The 16,743-nt window shown below is 72.4% G+C and carries 11 protein-coding genes; 6 read left to right on the top strand and 5 right to left on the bottom strand.

Annotated elements, in window-relative coordinates:
• Positions 1–145 precede the first annotated feature (145 nt).
• Positions 146–790 (bottom strand): TetR family transcriptional regulator, encoded by a 645-nt coding sequence (locus tag ACFP2T_RS32950; RefSeq protein ID WP_377428690.1) that lies wholly within the window; start codon positions 788–790, stop codon positions 146–148.
• 92 nt (positions 791–882) lie between these two features.
• On the opposite strand from ACFP2T_RS32950, the gene ACFP2T_RS32945 reads away from it, so the two are divergent.
• From ACFP2T_RS32945 to ACFP2T_RS32930, 4 genes are all read left to right on the top strand, one after another.
• Positions 883–1,398 (top strand): GNAT family N-acetyltransferase, encoded by a 516-nt coding sequence (locus ACFP2T_RS32945; protein WP_377428688.1) that lies wholly within the window; start codon positions 883–885, stop codon positions 1,396–1,398.
• Positions 1,399–1,411: 13 nt separating this feature from the next.
• Positions 1,412–2,029 (top strand): GNAT family N-acetyltransferase, encoded by a 618-nt coding sequence (locus ACFP2T_RS32940; RefSeq protein WP_377428686.1) that lies wholly within the window; start codon positions 1,412–1,414, stop codon positions 2,027–2,029.
• Between the two features lie 23 nt (positions 2,030–2,052).
• Positions 2,053–3,813, top strand: a complete 1,761-nt coding sequence (locus tag ACFP2T_RS32935) for a bifunctional 3'-5' exonuclease/DNA polymerase (protein WP_377428684.1) — start codon at positions 2,053–2,055, stop codon at positions 3,811–3,813.
• A gap of 118 nt (positions 3,814–3,931) precedes the next feature.
• Positions 3,932–4,531 carry a nucleotidyltransferase family protein gene (locus ACFP2T_RS32930; RefSeq protein WP_377428961.1) on the top strand — a complete coding sequence of 200 codons (600 nt, stop codon included), beginning with the start codon at positions 3,932–3,934 and terminating at the stop codon, positions 4,529–4,531.
• 37 nt (positions 4,532–4,568) lie between these two features.
• Here ACFP2T_RS32930 and ACFP2T_RS32925 read toward each other — a convergent pair whose 3' ends face one another.
• The 4 genes from ACFP2T_RS32925 to ACFP2T_RS32910 all read right to left on the bottom strand — a co-directional run bounded on the left by ACFP2T_RS32925 (position 4,569) and on the right by ACFP2T_RS32910 (position 11,412).
• Positions 4,569–5,378, bottom strand: a complete 810-nt coding sequence (locus ACFP2T_RS32925) for a metal-dependent hydrolase (protein ID WP_377428682.1) — start codon at positions 5,376–5,378, stop codon at positions 4,569–4,571.
• Between the two features lie 321 nt (positions 5,379–5,699).
• The gene (locus tag ACFP2T_RS32920; RefSeq protein WP_377428680.1) at positions 5,700–7,778 is read right to left on the bottom strand and encodes a serine/threonine-protein kinase; all 2,079 of its coding nucleotides are present in this window, start codon (positions 7,776–7,778) and stop codon (positions 5,700–5,702) included.
• Positions 7,779–7,953: 175 nt separating this feature from the next.
• Entirely contained in the window at positions 7,954–9,285 is a 1,332-nt protein-coding gene (locus ACFP2T_RS32915; protein WP_377428678.1) for a glycosyltransferase family 4 protein, read from the bottom strand.
• Between the two features lie 147 nt (positions 9,286–9,432).
• A complete protein-coding gene (locus tag ACFP2T_RS32910) occupies positions 9,433–11,412 on the bottom strand; it encodes an amylo-alpha-1,6-glucosidase (RefSeq protein ID WP_377428676.1) in 1,980 nt (659 codons plus the stop codon).
• A gap of 125 nt (positions 11,413–11,537) precedes the next feature.
• Between ACFP2T_RS32910 and ACFP2T_RS32905 the strand changes: the two genes are divergently transcribed.
• On the top strand, positions 11,538–14,192 hold the full coding sequence (locus ACFP2T_RS32905) for an MGH1-like glycoside hydrolase domain-containing protein (RefSeq protein WP_377428674.1): 2,655 nt from the start codon (positions 11,538–11,540) through the stop codon (positions 14,190–14,192).
• 235 nt (positions 14,193–14,427) lie between these two features.
• Positions 14,428–16,731, top strand: a complete 2,304-nt coding sequence (locus ACFP2T_RS32900; RefSeq protein WP_417629215.1) for a S8 family serine peptidase — start codon at positions 14,428–14,430, stop codon at positions 16,729–16,731.
• Positions 16,732–16,743: the final 12 nt, after the last annotated feature.

The raw sequence follows: 16,743 nt of genomic DNA, 5'->3' as shown, positions 1-16,743 counted from the left end.
GGAAACCGGCCACCGGCCGACCACCAGACCGGCCCCGATCTCTCACGAGGAGATCGGGGCCGCTCGCTGGATGGCGGGGACGTGCGGATCCGACGGGCCCGCGGCGTGGCCTCAGGTCGACCCGGTGGCGGGTCTGTCGGGCCCGTCAGCCGTACCGGGGCTCGCCGTCCGGCCGTGGCGGCGGTGCGTCGTCGTGTTGACGATGGCGGCCGAGGCTGGCGAGTTGGTGGTGGACCGCGGCCGTGGTGCGTTCGACGTCCCCGGTGGCGAGCAGGTCGAGCAGGGCTCCACGCAGAACGCCGAGCACGAGGGTGCGCCGGGCGACACCGACCGGGGTGTGCCGCTCCTGCGGCGGTTGGGCGGCGGCGAGCACCTGGAGCCAGTCCTCGACGGTGGCGCGGGCGAACCCGGCCCATGGACCGTCCGGGTCGACCAGGGACCGGGCGTAACCCTCGACCCAGAGGGTGAGCAGAGCCCGGTGGTCCTCGTTGGCCAGCCACGTCCAGACCTCCGCGGCCACGACGTGCAACCCGGTCGGGCGCTTCTCGGTGCTCGCTTCGCGCAGGCGCGCCAGCAGGTCCAGTTCATCGGCACGGGCGCGGGCCAGCAGAGCCCGCACCAGCCCTTCCTTGCTGCCGAACAGGTACAGCAGGACACGAGGGCTGGATCCCACGGCGGTGGCCAGGGGCCGCAGCGACAGGTCGGCCAGGCCGTGCTCCAGGGCGTACCGGTACGCGAGGTCGAGCAACTCCGCCTGCCGCGCCGAACGGGGTGGGCCGTCACCGGTCATGAGGCTAGTCTGACATACTGAAACAGTCGTTTCAGTGCGTCGGGTGCAGGCAGGTGAGGACGGATATGGCCGACGGAGAAGGTAGGCAAGCGTTGATCCGGCCCCTGGGGCAGCCCGGCGATCTGGGCTGGGTGGTCATGGCGCACGGGGAGGTGTACGCGACCGAGTTCGGTTGGGACTCCAGTTTCGAGGCCCTTGTCGCCCGCATCGTGGCGGACTATGCCACCGACCACGACCCCGGTCGGGAAGCCGCGTGGATCGCCGAAGTCGACGGCCGCCGCGTCGGATGCGTCTTCTGCGTCGGCGGCGACGCCGAAGGTGCTACCGCGAAACTGCGCATCCTGCTGGTGCACCCCGACGGGCGCGGTTACCGCCTCGGCGGCCAACTGGTCGACACGTGCATGGAGTTCGCCCGAGCCGCCGGTTACTCGCGGATGCAGCTGTGGACCAACGACGTGCTGGCCGCGGCTCGGCACGTCTATCTCCAGCGGGGATTCAGGCTCACCCGGCAGGAGGCCCACCACAGCTTCGGGCACGACCTCGTGGGCCAGACGTACGCCGTCGATCTGACCGACAGATCGAGCACGCCAATTGAGGTCACCGAGTAGTCATCATTAACGGATGCCATCGCTCGTCCCGCCAGTGCTGCCCGCCGGCTCGCTGCACTCCCTCCGCCAGCCCCACCTCGCCGCCGAGGGCGGGCTGCGCCTGCGGCCGTGGCGCGTGGACGACGCCGCGACCGTACGAGCCGCGTTCGACTGTCCCGAGATCCAGCGGTGGCACATGCGTCGGCTGGACACCGACGCCGAGGCGCGGGACTGGACGGCCCAGTGGCCGGCCCGCTGGGCGGCGGAGACCGACGCGAGCTGGGCTCTCGTCGACGGGCCCGTGGACCGGCCGGTCGGCCAGGTCGGACTGCGCAACGTCACCCTGGTCGAGGGAAGCGCCGAACTCTCCTACTGGGTGCTGCCCGCCGCCCGGGGCGCGGGCGTCGCCGGGCGGGCGGTCACCGCGCTGACCCGCTGGGCCTTCGACACCCTCGGCATCCACCGGCTCGTCCTGCTGCACTCGACCCGGAACCGGGCCTCCTGCCGGGTGGCCGGCAAGGTGGGCTACCGGACCGAGGGGGTACTGCGGCAGGCGATGCTGCACGCGGACGGCTGGCACGACGTACACCTGCATGCCCGACTGCGCTCCGACGGGGACCGCCCGGCGGAGCCCGAGCCGGGGCAGCGCTGACCGCACCGGGGATGCCGGCGGGGATGTCGGACGGGGCGGGCAGAATCGTCGGCGTGCTGGTGGCGGTGGTGCGGGACGAGGACGGCGACGGGGGTCTCCTCCAGTCGCTGCTTCCGGACGGCCGGCTCGCCGGTCCCGCCGAGCGGGTCGGCGACCTCGGTGCGGCGGTCGCCGCCCGGGAGACCGCCGCCCGGAAGCCGGGCGAATCGCCGCGCTGGCTCTGGGCCTCCACCGCCGCGACCTATCCGGGGCTGCTGCGCCGGGGCGTCCGGGTGGACCGGTGCCACGACGTCGAACTGACCGAGGCGCTGCTGCTCGGCCAGGCCGGGCGCTGGGGCGAGCCGCGCGGGCTGCCCGCGGCATGGGCCCGGCTGACGGGTGCGCCGGTGCCGGCCGATCCGCCGCCCCGGGCCGCGGCGCCGCCCGGCGACGGCCAGGGCGCGCTCTTCGAGGTGGTCTCCGGGCCGCCTCCGCTCGGGCTCGACGCGCTGGTCCGGGTGTACGCCGACCAGCAGGCCCGGATCGCCGCGACCGCGCATCCGGGCCGGTTCCGGCTGCTGGTCGCGGCCGAGTCGGCCGGTGCCCTGATCGCCGCCGAGATGGGCGCGACCGGGCTGCCGTGGCGGGCCGACGTACACGACGCGCTCCTGGTCGAGCTGCTCGGTGAGCCGTCGCCGATGGGTGGGCCGCCCCGCCGGCTCGCCGAGCTGTCCGCGCGGATCGCGGCGGCGTTCGGCGTACGTCAGCTGCACGCCGAGTCGCCGGCTGAACTGCTCCGCGCCTTCGCCCGGGCCGGATTCGACCTGCCCAACACCCGGGCCTGGGTATTGCGGGGTGTGGATCATCCGGCGGTGCCGCTGCTGCTCGAATACAAGGAGCTGTACCGGATCTGGACCGCGCACGGCTGGGCCTGGCGGGAGGCATGGGTCCGGGGCGGCCGGTTCCGCCCGGAGTACGTACCGGCCGGGGTGGTCTCCGGCCGCTGGGCGACCCGGGGCGGCGGGGCGTTGCAGATCCCGAAGGTGGTCCGCCGGGCCGTTCGGGCCGATCCGGGTTGGCGGTTCGTGGTCGCCGACGCCGGCCAGTTGGAGCCCCGGGTGCTGGCGGCGGTCTCCGGTGACGCCCGGCTGGCCGCTGCCGCTGGGTCCGGTGACCTGTACGCCGCGTTGGCCCGGGACAGCTTCGGCGGTGACCGGTCCCGGGCCAAGCTGGCCCTGCTCGGCGCCATGTACGGGCAGACGGGTGGCGAGGCCATTCCCGCGCTGGCCGTGCTCCGGCGTAGCTATCCGACCGCCTTCGAGTACGTCGAGGCGGCGGCGCGGACCGGGGAGGGCGGCGGGCTGGTGCGTTCCTGGCTCGGGCGTACCTGTCCGCCGTCCTCGGTCTCGGTCCGGGACTCGGAGGAGGGCGAGGGACCGGTCGTCGAGTCGGCCGGCGGTGATCCGTTCGGGCCCCGGGCCCGGGCAGCCGCGCGGGCCCGGGGCCGGTTCACCCGTAACTTCGTCATCCAGGCCACGGCGGCGGAGTGGGCGCTGACCCTGCTGGCCGGGCTGCGCAACGGGCTTGTCGGCCTCGGGGCGGGACTCGCCGGGTCCGGCGGCGCCGAGCTGGTCTTCTTTCAGCACGACGAGGTGCTGGTGCACTGCCCGGCGGAGCTGGCCGACCAGGTGACCGCCCTGGTGCACGAGGCGGCGGCGCAGGCGGGGCGGTTGTTGTTCGGCGACAGCCCGGTCCGGTTTCCGCTCGACGTCTCGGTGGTGGACTGCTACGCCGATGCGGCATAACTCCAAATTAGTCCGTTTAGTGCCGATACCTGGTTGACATCCGCTCGTTGGGTCCGGTGTGCGTGCGAGGGGGTCGCACGACAGGCGGAAGGTGACGCAGCTGAGTCGGATCGCAGGAATGATCATCGCCGCGGGCGGGGGACGCCGGATCGGTGGCCCGGAGGCGTTGCTGCACCAGGGGAAGCGACCCCTGGTGAACCACGTGCTCGACACCATGCGCGAGGCGGGGTGCGGACCGTTGGTCGTTGTGCTCGGCGCCGCGGCCGACCAGGTCCGGGCGACCGCCGACCTCTCCGGGACGATGGTGGTCGTGAACCGGTCCTGGGGCACCGGAATCGGATCATCGATCCGACTCGGCCTGGACGCCCTGCCCGATCCCCGGATCGAGGCGGTGGTGGTGGTTCCGGTGGACATGCCGGGCCTGAGCACGGCGGCGGTCCGCCGGGTGGCGGCGCTGCCCTACCCCGAGGCGCTGGTCTGCGCCACCTACGAGGGGTTGCGCGGCTATCCGATGCTCTTCGGTCGCCGGCACTGGGCCGGCATCGCCGCACTGGCCAACGCCGACGTCGGTGCCCGCCCCTACCTGATGGCGCACAAGGACGAGATCGTCGACATCGCCTGTGACACCGTGGCGGACGGCAGCCGGGCGAACACCCCCGAACTGCTCGCCGCCTGGGGACTGACCGTGCCGGTGCCGGCCCAGCGGGTCGCGGTCTGACCGACCGACGAGCGCGGACCGGCGGCAGCCCGGTCGGTCAGACCTCGATGTTGAACCTCCGGAGCACCGACGGCGCCAGCAGGCCAGCCGTGGCGAGCACGGAGACCACGGTGAAGACGCCGCGCAGTACGACCGTCTCCACCTTGCCGCCCACCTTGACGGCGATCTTGTTCGGGATGCCGATCATCATCCACATCCGACGCTTGATCGGGATCGGCCAGAGGATCGGCACACCGGCGCTGGTGATGATGTCGCCCATGATGTGCACGAAACAGCCGACGCCGACCGCCAGACCCAGCATCGGGTAGCCCCGGTCGCCCGGCAGGTGCAGGAAGGTGAAGTAGGCCGCCGCCAGCGACACTATCGTGACGATCACCCAGCCGGCCCGCTTCGCCCACTCGTCGAACAGGCCGCGCAGGGCCAATCCGATCATGAAGAAGAGGATGCCGATCACCGCCCACTTCCCGTACGCGGTGCAGAGGGCGGTCGTGCCCCAGCCGACCAGCGCGGTGAACGGGAGGGTGTGGGTCAGGGTGCGGTGACCGTTGTTGCGGTGCGGATCCTTGCTCAGCTTGGTGGCGTGGTAGACGCCGAGGGAGATCTTCTCCATCACCTCGGCGAAGAACAGCGACACCACGCCGAAGGTGCGGGCGACGGTGGCGCCACCCTGGTTGCGGGTGACCTTGCCCGACATGTCGAGGTCGGGAAAGAGCGCCCCGCCCGCGCAGACCGCCGTGCCGACCGCGATCGCCAGTGGCGACTGCTCGTAGCCGGCGAACTGGTTCAGTGCCCAGGACCCGGCCAACCAGACCGCAGCACCGGACAATGCATGGGATGGCCCCATCATTTTCGTACGTCCTCCCCCTGGAGCATCCACATGGCTCCGCCACTGTGCCAAACGGCGGATCGGCAGGCAATCACCGTTTGATCCACAGTGCTGTCCGGGTCGTTCCGGACCGGACCGTCGGCCTGGCACAGCCGCGCCGAACGCGACAGAAGATCACGTTCATCCGCAGCTCAGAGTGGGTGTCGCGGGTGGTCCTGGGCCCGCCGACGGCGGCGCGTACGCCGGCCGGGAGGGGCACCGGCCGGTGATCCCCGGCGTGTCGCCGCGAGATCGTCGGGACCGCCCCGGTAACGGGCCGGCACGGACCCGGACGGGGTCGGATCAGGCGGCCGGTCGGAAACTTGTCTGCAACATCCGCAGATAGCTCTGGTTGACCCCCCAGTCGAACTCCCGGGTCAACCAGGACACCGTGTATGCCCGCCGGGAAGACGTGTTGATCAGCATTCGGGCGGTCTGCACCCGGTCGCCGAGGGCGTTGGTCCAGCGACACTCCCAGGTCGCACCGCCGGCCCCGATGTCCAACGGTCCGATGGCGACCTGTTCGTAACCGGTCAGCGCACCGCGCCCGAGCAGGCGCCTCTCCTCCGCGAGCCAGTACGCCTCCGCGTCCCGGGTCGCCGGAGTGGTCGGATCGATGCTCAACATCCGGGCGGTACCGGCCACCGGCTCCCGGAAGCAGGTGACCGGGCCGTCGGCGTACCGGCGCCATCCGATCGGGACGGCGATCCGGAAGCCGGACGGGTCGGTGTACCAGGTCCAGTTCTCGATGAGTCCGAAGCGCTCGTTCGGCGGATGCGGCGCGGCGGTCACCGTGCTGCTCTGCTTCGGCGGCGGAGCGCAGGGAAACGCGGCCGGCACCTGCACGGTCGGCCCGCGGGATCCGGCGACCTCGGACGGGGCTCCGTCGCCGCGTTGGTTCCACAGCATCACGCCGGCGCCGATCCCGGTCAGCACGGCGAGCGTCCCGGCCGTTGCCAACACCCACCAGGCGCGCCAGCCGCGTCGACGCCCGCCGGCGGCTCGCCCCGACCGGTCGACCGGCTGGCCGGAGCGACCCTGCCGGTCGGGCTGTTCCGCCGCCGGCAGCCGGTCCGGAGTACGGCGGGTGCCGAAGACCCGGTGCGGCGGCGGCTCGGCCCGTTGGTCCGGTCCGCCGGTCCGGTCCGGGGCGTCGGACCCATCCCGATCACCGGGCCGGTTCGGGCCGCCGCCCCGGGCCGGTCCACCGTGCTGACCCGGTCCACCGTGCTGACCCGGCCCACCGTGCTGACCCGGCCCACCGTGCCGACCCGGTTCGTCGTGCCGATCCGGTTCGTCGTGCCGATCCGGTTCGTCGCGCCGGTTCGGTGTGAGTGGCTGGTTCGGTGTGAGTGGCTGGTTCGGCCGGAGTCGTTGGTTCGGCTGGGGACGCTGTCCGGGCTGGGGGCGTTGGTTGGGCGGGCGACGCTGCTTCGGCTGTTGCCGCTGATCCGGCTCCGCGTCGGCCAGATCGTCGGGACCGGGCTGGACGGACTGCGGAGTGACCGGCGGTCGGCGGGCGAGGGTACGGGCCAGGGTGAGCGGGTGTCGCCCGGACCGGGCGGGCGGCGGCTCGGTGATCCGGCGCAGCAGCCGCTCGACCTCGTCGGCGGTCAGCCGCTGCCGTGGATCCCGGCGGAGCAGCCCGTTCAGTACCGGCCGGAGCGGACCGGCCAGCCTGGTGGGGTCCGGCGGTGCCACGGCGAGCGCGGTCAGCGTGGCCATCGTGGTCGGCCGGCGGTACGGCGACCGGCCCTCCACGGCGGCGTACAGGGTGGCGCCCAGCGACCACAGGTCCGACTCGACGGTGGACGAGCCGCTGGCGGCCCGCTCCGGGGAGACGTACTGCGGGGAGCCGAGCACGACGCCGTCCCGGGTCAGCGCACCGTCACCGCCGTCCACGGTGGCCAGGCCGAAGTCGGTGAGCACCACCCGGCCGTCGTCGGCGATCAGTACGTTGTGCGGCTTGACGTCCCGGTGCAGCACCCCGTTGCGGTGCGCCTCGCGCAACGCGGCCAGCACGGCGAGGCCGACCTCGGCCGTCCGCAGCGGGGTGAGTGGGCCGTCCGCGTCGAGTGCCTGCTGCACGGAGCGGGACGGGACGTACTCCATCACGATCCAGGGGCACTCGTCGGAGTGCACGACGTCGTAGATCCGTACCACGTTGGGGTGGTTCAGCCGGGCCGCGGTCCGGGCCTCCCGCAGGGTCCGGGCCCGCAACTCGTGGCGCTCCTCCGGGGTCATCCAGTTCGGCGGGACGACCTGCTTCATCGCTACGGAGCGGTGCAGCATCTCGTCCCGGGCCAGCCAGATCCGCCCCATTCCGCCGCTGCCGACGGTGTCCAGCAGCAGGTAACGATCCGCGATTCGTACCTGCTGCACCGGCGGTTTCCCCTCTGTTACCCGCCGTACACGATAGCGAGCGGACAGTGTCTCTCGCATCCTCCATCGCGGCGTAGGTACTGCTCCGTGTGCTGATCGGAAAGGATTTCACCGACGCCGCCGGCCGAGGAGCCGGCGGCGTCGGAGCGGGCGACGTCGGGGGAGTCGGCCGGGATCAGCAGGCGGCGCCGTCGAGGGCGAGCAGGTTCCCCTCGGGTACGACGATCGGCGCCGAAACGCCGCCCAGCGCACCACCCCCGGACCGGGTACGCCCAGCCGTGCCCCCGCCGGCCGCGCTGGCGTACACGGCCGCGGTGCGGGCGGCGATGCTCGCCCAGCCGTACCGTTCGGAGACCATGGTGCGGGCCCGGCGGGCGACCCGGCGCGCGAAGACCTCGTCGCCGAGCAGCGAGTCGACGGCGCCGGCCAGCGCGTCCGGATCGCTGTGCGGGAACGTGACCCCGGTGACCCCGGGCTCGACGATCTCGGCGAGCCCGCCGGTGGCGGCGACCGCGAGCGGTGCCCCGGCGGCGGCCGCCTCCAGGGCGACCATCCCGAACGGCTCGTAGAGACTCGGCACCACCGTGGCGTCGGTGGCGGCGAGCAGCGCCGGCAACTGGCGCTCGGTCATGAACCCGGCGAACCTGACGCTGCGGTCCAGCCCGAGCCCCCGGGCCTGGTCCTGCAACTCCGACCGGTACGGCCCGTCCCCGGCGATCACCACCCGCAGTTCGGGATGCCGCTCCCGCAGCCGTGGTACGGCGTGCACGAGGTGTTGCACGCCCTTCTCGTAGACGAGTCGGCCGGCGAAGCCGATCAGCGGCCCGGGACCGGCGAACCGCTTGCGAGCGGCGGCGACCGCCCGGGGCTGCGCCGACCAGGCCCGGTCGTCGACCCCGTTGGGTACCACGTCGACACCGCCGGCGGAGAGCCCGAACAGGGACGTCACCTGGTCGCGCATGTAACTGGAGCAGGTGATGACCCGGTGTGAGGCGTGGCTGAGCCAGTGTTCGACCGAGTGGATGGTCCGGTTCATCTCGTCGGGCAGCCAGCCCTGGTGCCGGCCCGCCTCGGTGGCGTGGATCGTGGTGACCAGCGGGATGTCCAGGTGGTCGGCGAGGTTGATCGCGGTGTGTGCGACCAGCCAGTCGTGGGCGTGGATCACGTCGTACCGCTGGGTCCGGGTGGCGCGCAGGGCGGTCCGGGTGAGGGTGTGGTTGAAGGCCATCGTCCAGGCCAGCAGGCTCGGGGTGGCCAGCGGGAACCCGACCGGGTCCTCGGGGGCGCGCAGCACGTGCACCCCGTCGACGTACGCCTCGACCGGGACGCCCTCGGCGTGCCGGGTCACCACCGTGACCTGGTGGCCGGCGGCGGCGAGCGCGGTGGCCAGGGCGTGTACGTGCCGACCGAGCCCGCCGACCAGCACCGGCGGGTACTCCCAGGAGAGGATCAGCACGCGTTGCGGGTGGGCCGCGGGGAAGTTGATGACCTCGGCGTTCGGTGACATGGCCCAGCCCCCTTTGAGTTGATTCCCAGGCAGGCGCGAACAGACACCTGATGCGGGTGCCAACGCGTCATTGGGTTGGGGCCAATACTGCCGTCAGCGGAAAAACCGGTGAAGACGTCGCCGTTGCGGGGATGTAACGCCGGTTGGTCAGCTTGGTCGTACCCGTAGAAGTTCCGCGACCGACCACGCCTGGAACGGGGCTCCGGTGCCGTCGTGCGGTGCCACCGCGTCCGCGGTCTCGCTCACCGACCCGAGGCCCAACTCCGGCAGGTGCGCCGTCAGCCCCGCGAAGAGCTCGTCGGTGGGCAGCCCGGCGCGGCGGCAGGCGTCGGCGTACGGGCCGATCAGCCATGGCCAGACGGTGCCCTGGTGGTAGCCGGAGTCCCGCTCGGCCGGACCGCCCCGGTGCCGTTCGACGTAGCCGGGACTGCCCGGGGCGAGACTGCGCGGGCCGAGCGGGGTCAGCAGCGCCTCGGCGAGCCGGCGCAGGGTCGCCGGATCCGGATCCAGCGGGGCGTAGGGCAGCGACCAGGCGAGGAGCTGGTTCGGCCGGAGCAGGTCGTCGTCGTGCCGGGCGGCGGCGCCACGCGGATAGGCCGGCGGTGGGGCGTCGACCACGTCGTACAGCCAGCCGGCCGGGGACGGAAACCGGCGCCGGAACGCCGCGCGGGCCCGGTCCCGGGCGGCGGGCAGCGGACCGGCATCCTGGCCGAGCAGTTCCGCCAGCTCGGCGACCGCGGCCAGCCCGTTGATCCAGAGGGCGTTCACCTCGACCGGCTTGCCCGCCCGCTGGGTCACCGGCTCGCCGTCGACCCGGGCGTCCATCCAGGTCAGCGCCTCCCCGGCACAGCCCTGGGTGAGCAGCCCGTCGGTCGGATCCACCCCGATGCCGTACCGGGCGCCCCGGAAGGCCGCCGGCTCGGCGGAGGCGGCGACCCGGGGATCGGTACGGAGGTGGCCGAGCAGCACCGCGCGCAACGCCGGCAGCAGTTCGGCGGCGAGGTCGGTGTCCTTGGCGACCGCCACGTGCCGGGCCACCGCGTGCAGGAACCACAGCGTGCCGTCCGTGGTGTTGTACTCCGGTTGGCCGGTGTCGGCGGTGTTGGCCAGCATCCCGTCCGCCAGCGCCCCGGCGTACGCCCGGAGCAGGTCCCGGCCCTCGTCCGGCCGGCCGGTGCTCAGGAACAGCCCCTCGTAGGCGATCATCGTGTCCCGGGACCAGGCCCCGAACCACGGGTAGCCGGCCACCACGTCCGGGCCGGCGGCGGTCCGGACCACGAACGCGTCGGCGGCCAGGGTCAGCGTCGCGGCCACCTCGTCCGCCGGCTTCCCCGCCGCCACCACCCGCCGGTTGCGCCGCCGGGCCGCCTCGATCACCTGGTCGGCCGGTGGCGGCTCGTCGGCCAGGTCGCCGGCCCAGGCGAGCACCGAGACGGTGTCACCGGGCTGGTCGAGCGCGCCGGCGAACCGCCCCGCGTACCAGAGGTCCTCGTCCGGGGTCAGCCCACGGGCCGCCTCCTCCCGGTGGTACACGCCGTGCCACCACTGCCCCTCCGGCGTCCAGTCGGGCCCGGCCAGCCGGAACGCGTCCTCGACCACCGCGCCGCCGGCCGTCGACTCGATCCGGGGCGGCGGTCCCGCCGCCCGCCGCTCGCCGTGGCCGTCCCGCCAGGTGACCACCGCCGCGAGGCCGAGCCGGGCCGGGCCGCCGGAGACGAGCCGGTGCCGGACCGCCAGGCAGGACCGGCCGTACGCCAGCGCCAGCTCGCGCTCCAGCACCAGGTCGCCGATCCGCCACCGCCAGCGCGGCAGCCCGTCGACCAGGTCGAAGCGTTCCAGCAGCTCGTAGCCGCGCGGGTCGACGTCGCCGGACCGCCACTCGTGGACGCCGAGCCGCACCGTGGCGCCGGACGGCAGGATCAGTTCGGGGTCCAGGCTGACCAGCCCGAGCCGGCGGGACGCCGGAGTGTCCCCCGCGACCGTCAGCAGTCCGTGGTAGCGGCGGGTACGCAGCCCGCTCACGGTGCCCATCGCGTACCCGCCCAGGCCGTCCGGGACCAGCCATTCCCGGTCGGCGCCGGACTCCAGGTGACCGCAGACCCGCGGCCCGAACTCGATCGGCAGCATGGCGCCCATGATGCCCCCTGTGGTGACGGGGCGCACACGGGTGGTGCTGCCCTTCCAGGTTCCTGGCCGGGTATGACCGAACCGATAACAATGATCGGTAAGGATGACCGGGAAGGTTCGGTCGGATGACGGGCGGGGATCGGATGGATGACCGGCGGGACGCGGAGCGGACCCGGCTGGCCCAGGCGGATGCCGGGGAGGAACCGTGGCGCGCCTGGGGCCCCTACCTGTCCGAGCGGGCCTGGGGAACGGTCCGGGAGGACTACAGCGAGCACGGTACGGCCTGGGACTACTTCCCGCACGACCACGCCCGCTCCCGGACATACCGGTGGAACGAGGACGGGATGGCGGGGATCTGCGACGAGTGGCAGACCTTCTGCTTCGGGCTCGCCCTCTGGAACGGCGCCGACCCGATCCTCAAGGAACGGATGTTCGGGCTGGGCGGTGACGGCGGCAACCACGGCGAGGACGTCAAGGACTACTGGTGGTACCTGGACTCCACGCCGACCCACTCCTTCATGCGCTGGCGCTACCACTACCCGCAGGCCGCCTTCCCGTACGACGAGCTGGTCGCCGTCAACGGCGAGCGCGGCCGGGACGAGTCCGAGTACGAACTGGTCGACACCGGGGTCTTCGACGACGACCGGTACTGGGCGGTGACCGTCGACTACGCCAAGGCGTCACCGACCGACATGTGCGTGCTGATCACCGTGGCGAACCGGGGTGACCAGGAGGCCCGGCTGCACGTGCTGCCCACGCTCTGGTTCCGGAACACCTGGTCGTGGGGGCTGCCGGGCCGGGACCAGGTGCCGAAGCTGGTCGGCTCGCCGGGCAGGCTGGTCGGCGAGCACTGGGTGCTCGGTCAACTCGTGCTCTCCGGCGACGGCGAGCCGACGACGCTGGTCTGCGACAACGAGACCAACACCGACCGGCTGTGGGGACTGCCGGGCCGGAGTGCGTACCCGAAGGACGGCATCAACGACCACGTGGTGAACGGCGCCGACACGGTCAACCCGACGGGGGAGGGCACCAAGGGCGCGCTGCACTACGTCCTGGACGTGCCGGCCAGGGGCGAGGCGACGATCCGGATCCGGCTCAGCCGTACCTCCCCGCCACCGGCCAACCAGCCCGCGCCCGAGCTGGATCTCGGCGCGGACTTCGAGGCGACGATGGCGGCCCGGCAGGCCGAGGCGGACGAGTTCTTCGCCCGGCTGATCCCGGACGGGGCGTCCCGGGAGGAGGCACTGGTGGCCCGGCAGGCGATCGCCGGGCTGATGTGGGGCAAGCAGTTCTACCACTTCGACGTGCAGCAGTGGCTGAACGGCGACCCCGCCGCCACACCGCCGCCGGACGGGCACCGGTTCGGCCGGAACAGCTCCTGGCGGCACATGAACAGCTTCGACGTCATCTCCATGCCCGACCCCTGGGAGTATCCCTGGTACGCCGCCTGGGACCTGGCCTTCCACTGCGTCACCATCGCGCGGGTCGATCCCGGGTTCGCCAAGTCGCAACTGCTGTTGCTGCTCCGCGAGTGGTACCTGCACCCGAACGGGCAGATCCCGGCGTACGAGTGGGCGTTCGGCGACGTGAACCCGCCGGTGCACGCCTGGGCGGCGCTGAAGGTGTTCGAGATCGACGGCGGGCGGGACTTCGACTTCCTCGCCCGGATGATGCACAAGCTGCTGCTGAACTTCACCTGGTGGGTGAACCGCAAGGACATCGGCGGCAACAACGTCTTCGAGGGCGGCTTCCTCGGATTGGACAACGTCGGCCCGTTCGACCGCTCCGCCGCGCTGCCGGTGGCCGGGGTGCTGGAGCAGTCCGACGGCACCGGCTGGATGGCCATGTACGCGCTCAACCTGCTCGACATGGCGCTGATCCTGGCGGTGCACGACCCGACGTACTCCGACATCGCGACGAAGTTCTTCGAGCACTTCGCGTACATCGCGGCAGCGGCGAACGAGGGGCTCTGGGACTCCGAGGACTCCTTCTTCTACGACGTACTGCGACTGCCGGACGGGACCAGCACCCCGTTGAAGGTGGGCTCGGTGGTCGGCCTGCTGCCACTGGCCGCCGTCACCCGGCTCACCACCGCGACGTTGAACCGGCTGCCCGAGCTGACTGCCCGGCTGCGCTGGTTCCTGTCCAACAAGCCGGAGTACGCCGGGGTGATCGGCGCCCGCCGGCTGGGCGGTGACGGGCGGCAGCAGCGGCTGCTCTCCATGGTCGGCCCGGATCAGGTGGTCCGGCTGCTGGCCCGGATGCTGGACGAGGAGGAGTTCCTGTCCCCGTACGGGCTGCGCACGTTGTCCCGGCGGCACCTGGAGCAGCCGTTCACGGTGGAGTTGGGCGGACAGGAGTTCACCGTCGGCTACGAGCCGGCGGAGTCGACCTCCGGTCTCTTCGGCGGCAACTCCAACTGGCGCGGCCCGATCTGGATGCCGACAAACTTCATGCTGATCTCGGCGCTCCGCGACCACGCCGCGTTCTTCGGCGACGACCTGCTGGTCGAATATCCCACCCGCTCGGGCAGCAAGCACACCCTCACCGAGATCGCCGACGACCTCTCCGCCCGCCTCATCGCCCTGTTCGTCCCCGACGCCTGGGGTCGCCGCCCGATCTACGGCGCCTGCGAACTCTTCCAGACCCACCCCGACTGGAAGGACCTGATCGCCTTCCCCGAGTACTTCCACGGTGACAACGGCGCCGGCCTAGGAGCCTGGCACCAGACCGGCTGGACCGCCCTGGTCGCCGACCTCATCCTCACGCTCCGCCGGTAGAGGTGTAAGGAAGGGCCCCCCGTTATCGCTTTTTGTCGATAAAGGGCCCCTTCTTAACACCTATGCCACGCTAAGTGACCCAGCGCACAGGGACCGGATGCCGACTGACCTGCTGTCGGTTACTGTCCGCCATTTATTAGCCACTCCCCGTAGTGTCCCCGTAGTCGATCTCCGAGGCGACGTCGCGGCACCGCCGCGCGGGCCCCGGCACCGGCGGGAGGGGAGAAGGATGGGGATGAGGATTCCCAGTAGGTTCCAGCACCGGCAGACGGCGGTACCGCTCGCGATCGGGCTGGTGGCCGCGCTGACCGCGACCCTGACACCTGTGGCACCCGCGTCCGCGGCACCCGCGTCTGCCGCACCCGTTTCCGGGGCGCCCGCGTCCGCGACATCGGCCAAGGAGATGATCCGGCACCTCGGTGGGCCCACCGTGGTCGCGGACAGCTATCTCGTGGTCTTCAAGGACGCGTCCGTCGCCGCGGCCTCGGTGACCGCCCGGGCGGACACGCTCGCCGGCCGGGTCGGTGCCCGGGTCGCGCGGACCTACCGGTACGCGTTGCGCGGCTTCGAGCTGGCCGGCGACGTCGAGGCGGCCCGGCGGATCGCGGCCGACCCGTCGGTGGCGTACGTCGAGCAGAACCACCGGGTACGGATCTCCGGAACCCAGACGCCGACCCCGTCCTGGGGACTGGACCGGATCGACCGGCGCCCGCTGGCGCTGGACAACAGCTACACGTACCCGAACACCGGCGCCGGGGTCCGGGTGTACATCCTCGACACCGGCATCCGGTTCAGCCACAGCACCTTCGGCGGCCGGGCGGTCTCCGGGTTCGACGCGATCGACGGCGGCCCCGCGGACGACTGCCACGGGCACGGCACCCACGTCGCCGGCACTGCGGGCGGGAGCATCCACGGGGTCGCCAAGGGCGTGACGCTGGTCGGCGTACGGGTGCTCGACTGCTACGGCAGCGGCACCTACGCACAGGTCATCGCTGGCATCGACTGGGTCACCGGCGACCACGATCCCAGCGAGCGCGCCGTGGCGAACATGAGTCTCGGCGGATCGGTCTCGACCGCCATCAACACGGCGGTGGCGAACTCCATCGCCGACGGGGTCAGCTACGCCGTCGCGGCCGGCAACGAGAACGCCGACGCGTGTGGTGGCTCGCCGGCCAGCACTCCCGCCGCGATCACCGTCGGGGCCACCGGGGGCGTACAGGGCGGTCCCGGCCGCAGCGACGAGCGGGCCTCCTTCTCCAACCACGGCCGCTGCGTCGACATCTTCGCTCCCGGCGTGGCGATCACCTCGTCCACCAACACCAGCGACACCTCCAGCGAGTCGTGGGACGGCTCCTCGATGGCGAGCCCGCACGTGGCCGGAGCCGCCGCGCTCGTACTGGAGCAGAATCCGTCCTTCACCCCGCTCCAGGTACGCGACCACCTGGTCGACAACGGCACCACCGGACTGGTCACCAACCCCGGCACCGGCTCGCCGAACGTCCTGCTGTACGTCGCCGACGCCAGGCCGCCGGCACACGACTTCGCCGTCTCGGTCTCACCGGCGACCGGTTCGGCCCCGCCGGGCGGTTCGGTGAGCACGACGGTGGCCACCCGGATCACGGCCGGCTCGGCCCAGACCGTCACCCTGACCGCCACCGGCCTACCGGCCGGGGTCACCGCCTCGTTCAACCCGGCGGCGCTCCCCGCCGGCCGGTCGTCGACCCTGACGCTCCGGGTCGCGGCGTCGACCCCGCCCGGCACCTATCCGCTGACGGTCACCGGCACCAGCCGGTACGCCAGTCACACCGTGGGATACACGCTGACCGTCCCGAACCCGCCCGGCTGCGTGGGGACGAACAGTACCGACGTCGCGATTCCGGATCTGTCGACGGTCGAGAGCGCGGTGGCGATCTCGGGTTGTCCGGGTCGGGCATCCGCGTCGAGTTCGGTTCGGGTACGGATCGTGCACACGTTCCGGGGTGACCTGGTGGTCAGCCTCGTGGCGCCGGACGGCAGCGCGTACGTGCTGCACAACCGGACGGGTGGCGGCGACGACAACATCGACCGGAGCTACCCGGTGAACCTGTCGAGCGAGGTGGCGAACGGCAGGTGGCGGTTGCGGGTGCAGGATGCGGCGGGCATGGACGCCGGTCACATCGACAGCTGGACGGTGAACCTCGGTGGCAACGGTCCGGCGTTCTGCTCCGGCGGCAACGGCACCGACCTGGCCATTCCGGACCCGGGTACGGCGCAGAGCACGATCGCGCCCGCCGGGTGCTCGGGCGTCGCGGCCAGGACCAGCGAGGTCGCCGTGACGATCCCGCACGCTTACGTCGGTGACCTCGTGCTGCGCCTGGTCGCGCCGGACGGCAGTTCCTATCTGCTGCGCGACCGTGCCGGCGGCTTCGAGGGCGTCATCGACCAGGTCTTCGTGGTGAACCTTTCGCGGGAGTCCCGCACCGGCACCTGGCGGCTGCGCGTCCAGGACACGGTGGCCGGGGCCACCGGATACCTGGACGCCTGGTCGCTCACGCTCTGACCGGTTAGGAAG

Origin of the sequence: Plantactinospora solaniradicis, assembly GCF_042658085.1 — a bacterium.
Classification (GTDB): domain Bacteria; phylum Actinomycetota; class Actinomycetes; order Mycobacteriales; family Micromonosporaceae; genus Plantactinospora; species Plantactinospora solaniradicis.
Note: the sequence above shows the minus strand (reverse complement) of the source record. Positions and strands in the feature narration are given on the sequence as shown.

Bases quoted from the DNA above. Each gene is read 5' to 3' on its own strand.
- ACFP2T_RS32905 (WP_377428674.1), top strand. From the start codon at position 11,538: ATGACGGGCGGGGATCGGATGGATGACCGGCGGGACGCGGAGCGGACC.
- ACFP2T_RS32910 (WP_377428676.1), bottom strand. From the start codon at position 11,412: ATGCTGCCGATCGAGTTCGGGCCGCGGGTCTGCGGTCACCTGGAGTCC.
- ACFP2T_RS32925 (WP_377428682.1), bottom strand. From the start codon at position 5,378: ATGATGGGGCCATCCCATGCATTGTCCGGTGCTGCGGTCTGGTTGGCC.
- ACFP2T_RS32930 (WP_377428961.1), top strand. From the start codon at position 3,932: ATGATCATCGCCGCGGGCGGGGGACGCCGGATCGGTGGCCCGGAGGCG.
- ACFP2T_RS32940 (WP_377428686.1), top strand. From the start codon at position 1,412: ATGCCATCGCTCGTCCCGCCAGTGCTGCCCGCCGGCTCGCTGCACTCC.
- ACFP2T_RS32915 (WP_377428678.1), bottom strand. From the start codon at position 9,285: ATGTCACCGAACGCCGAGGTCATCAACTTCCCCGCGGCCCACCCGCAA.
- ACFP2T_RS32935 (WP_377428684.1), top strand. From the start codon at position 2,053: ATGTCGGACGGGGCGGGCAGAATCGTCGGCGTGCTGGTGGCGGTGGTG.
- ACFP2T_RS32950 (WP_377428690.1), bottom strand. From the start codon at position 790: ATGACCGGTGACGGCCCACCCCGTTCGGCGCGGCAGGCGGAGTTGCTC.
- ACFP2T_RS32900 (WP_417629215.1), top strand. From the start codon at position 14,428: ATGAGGATTCCCAGTAGGTTCCAGCACCGGCAGACGGCGGTACCGCTC.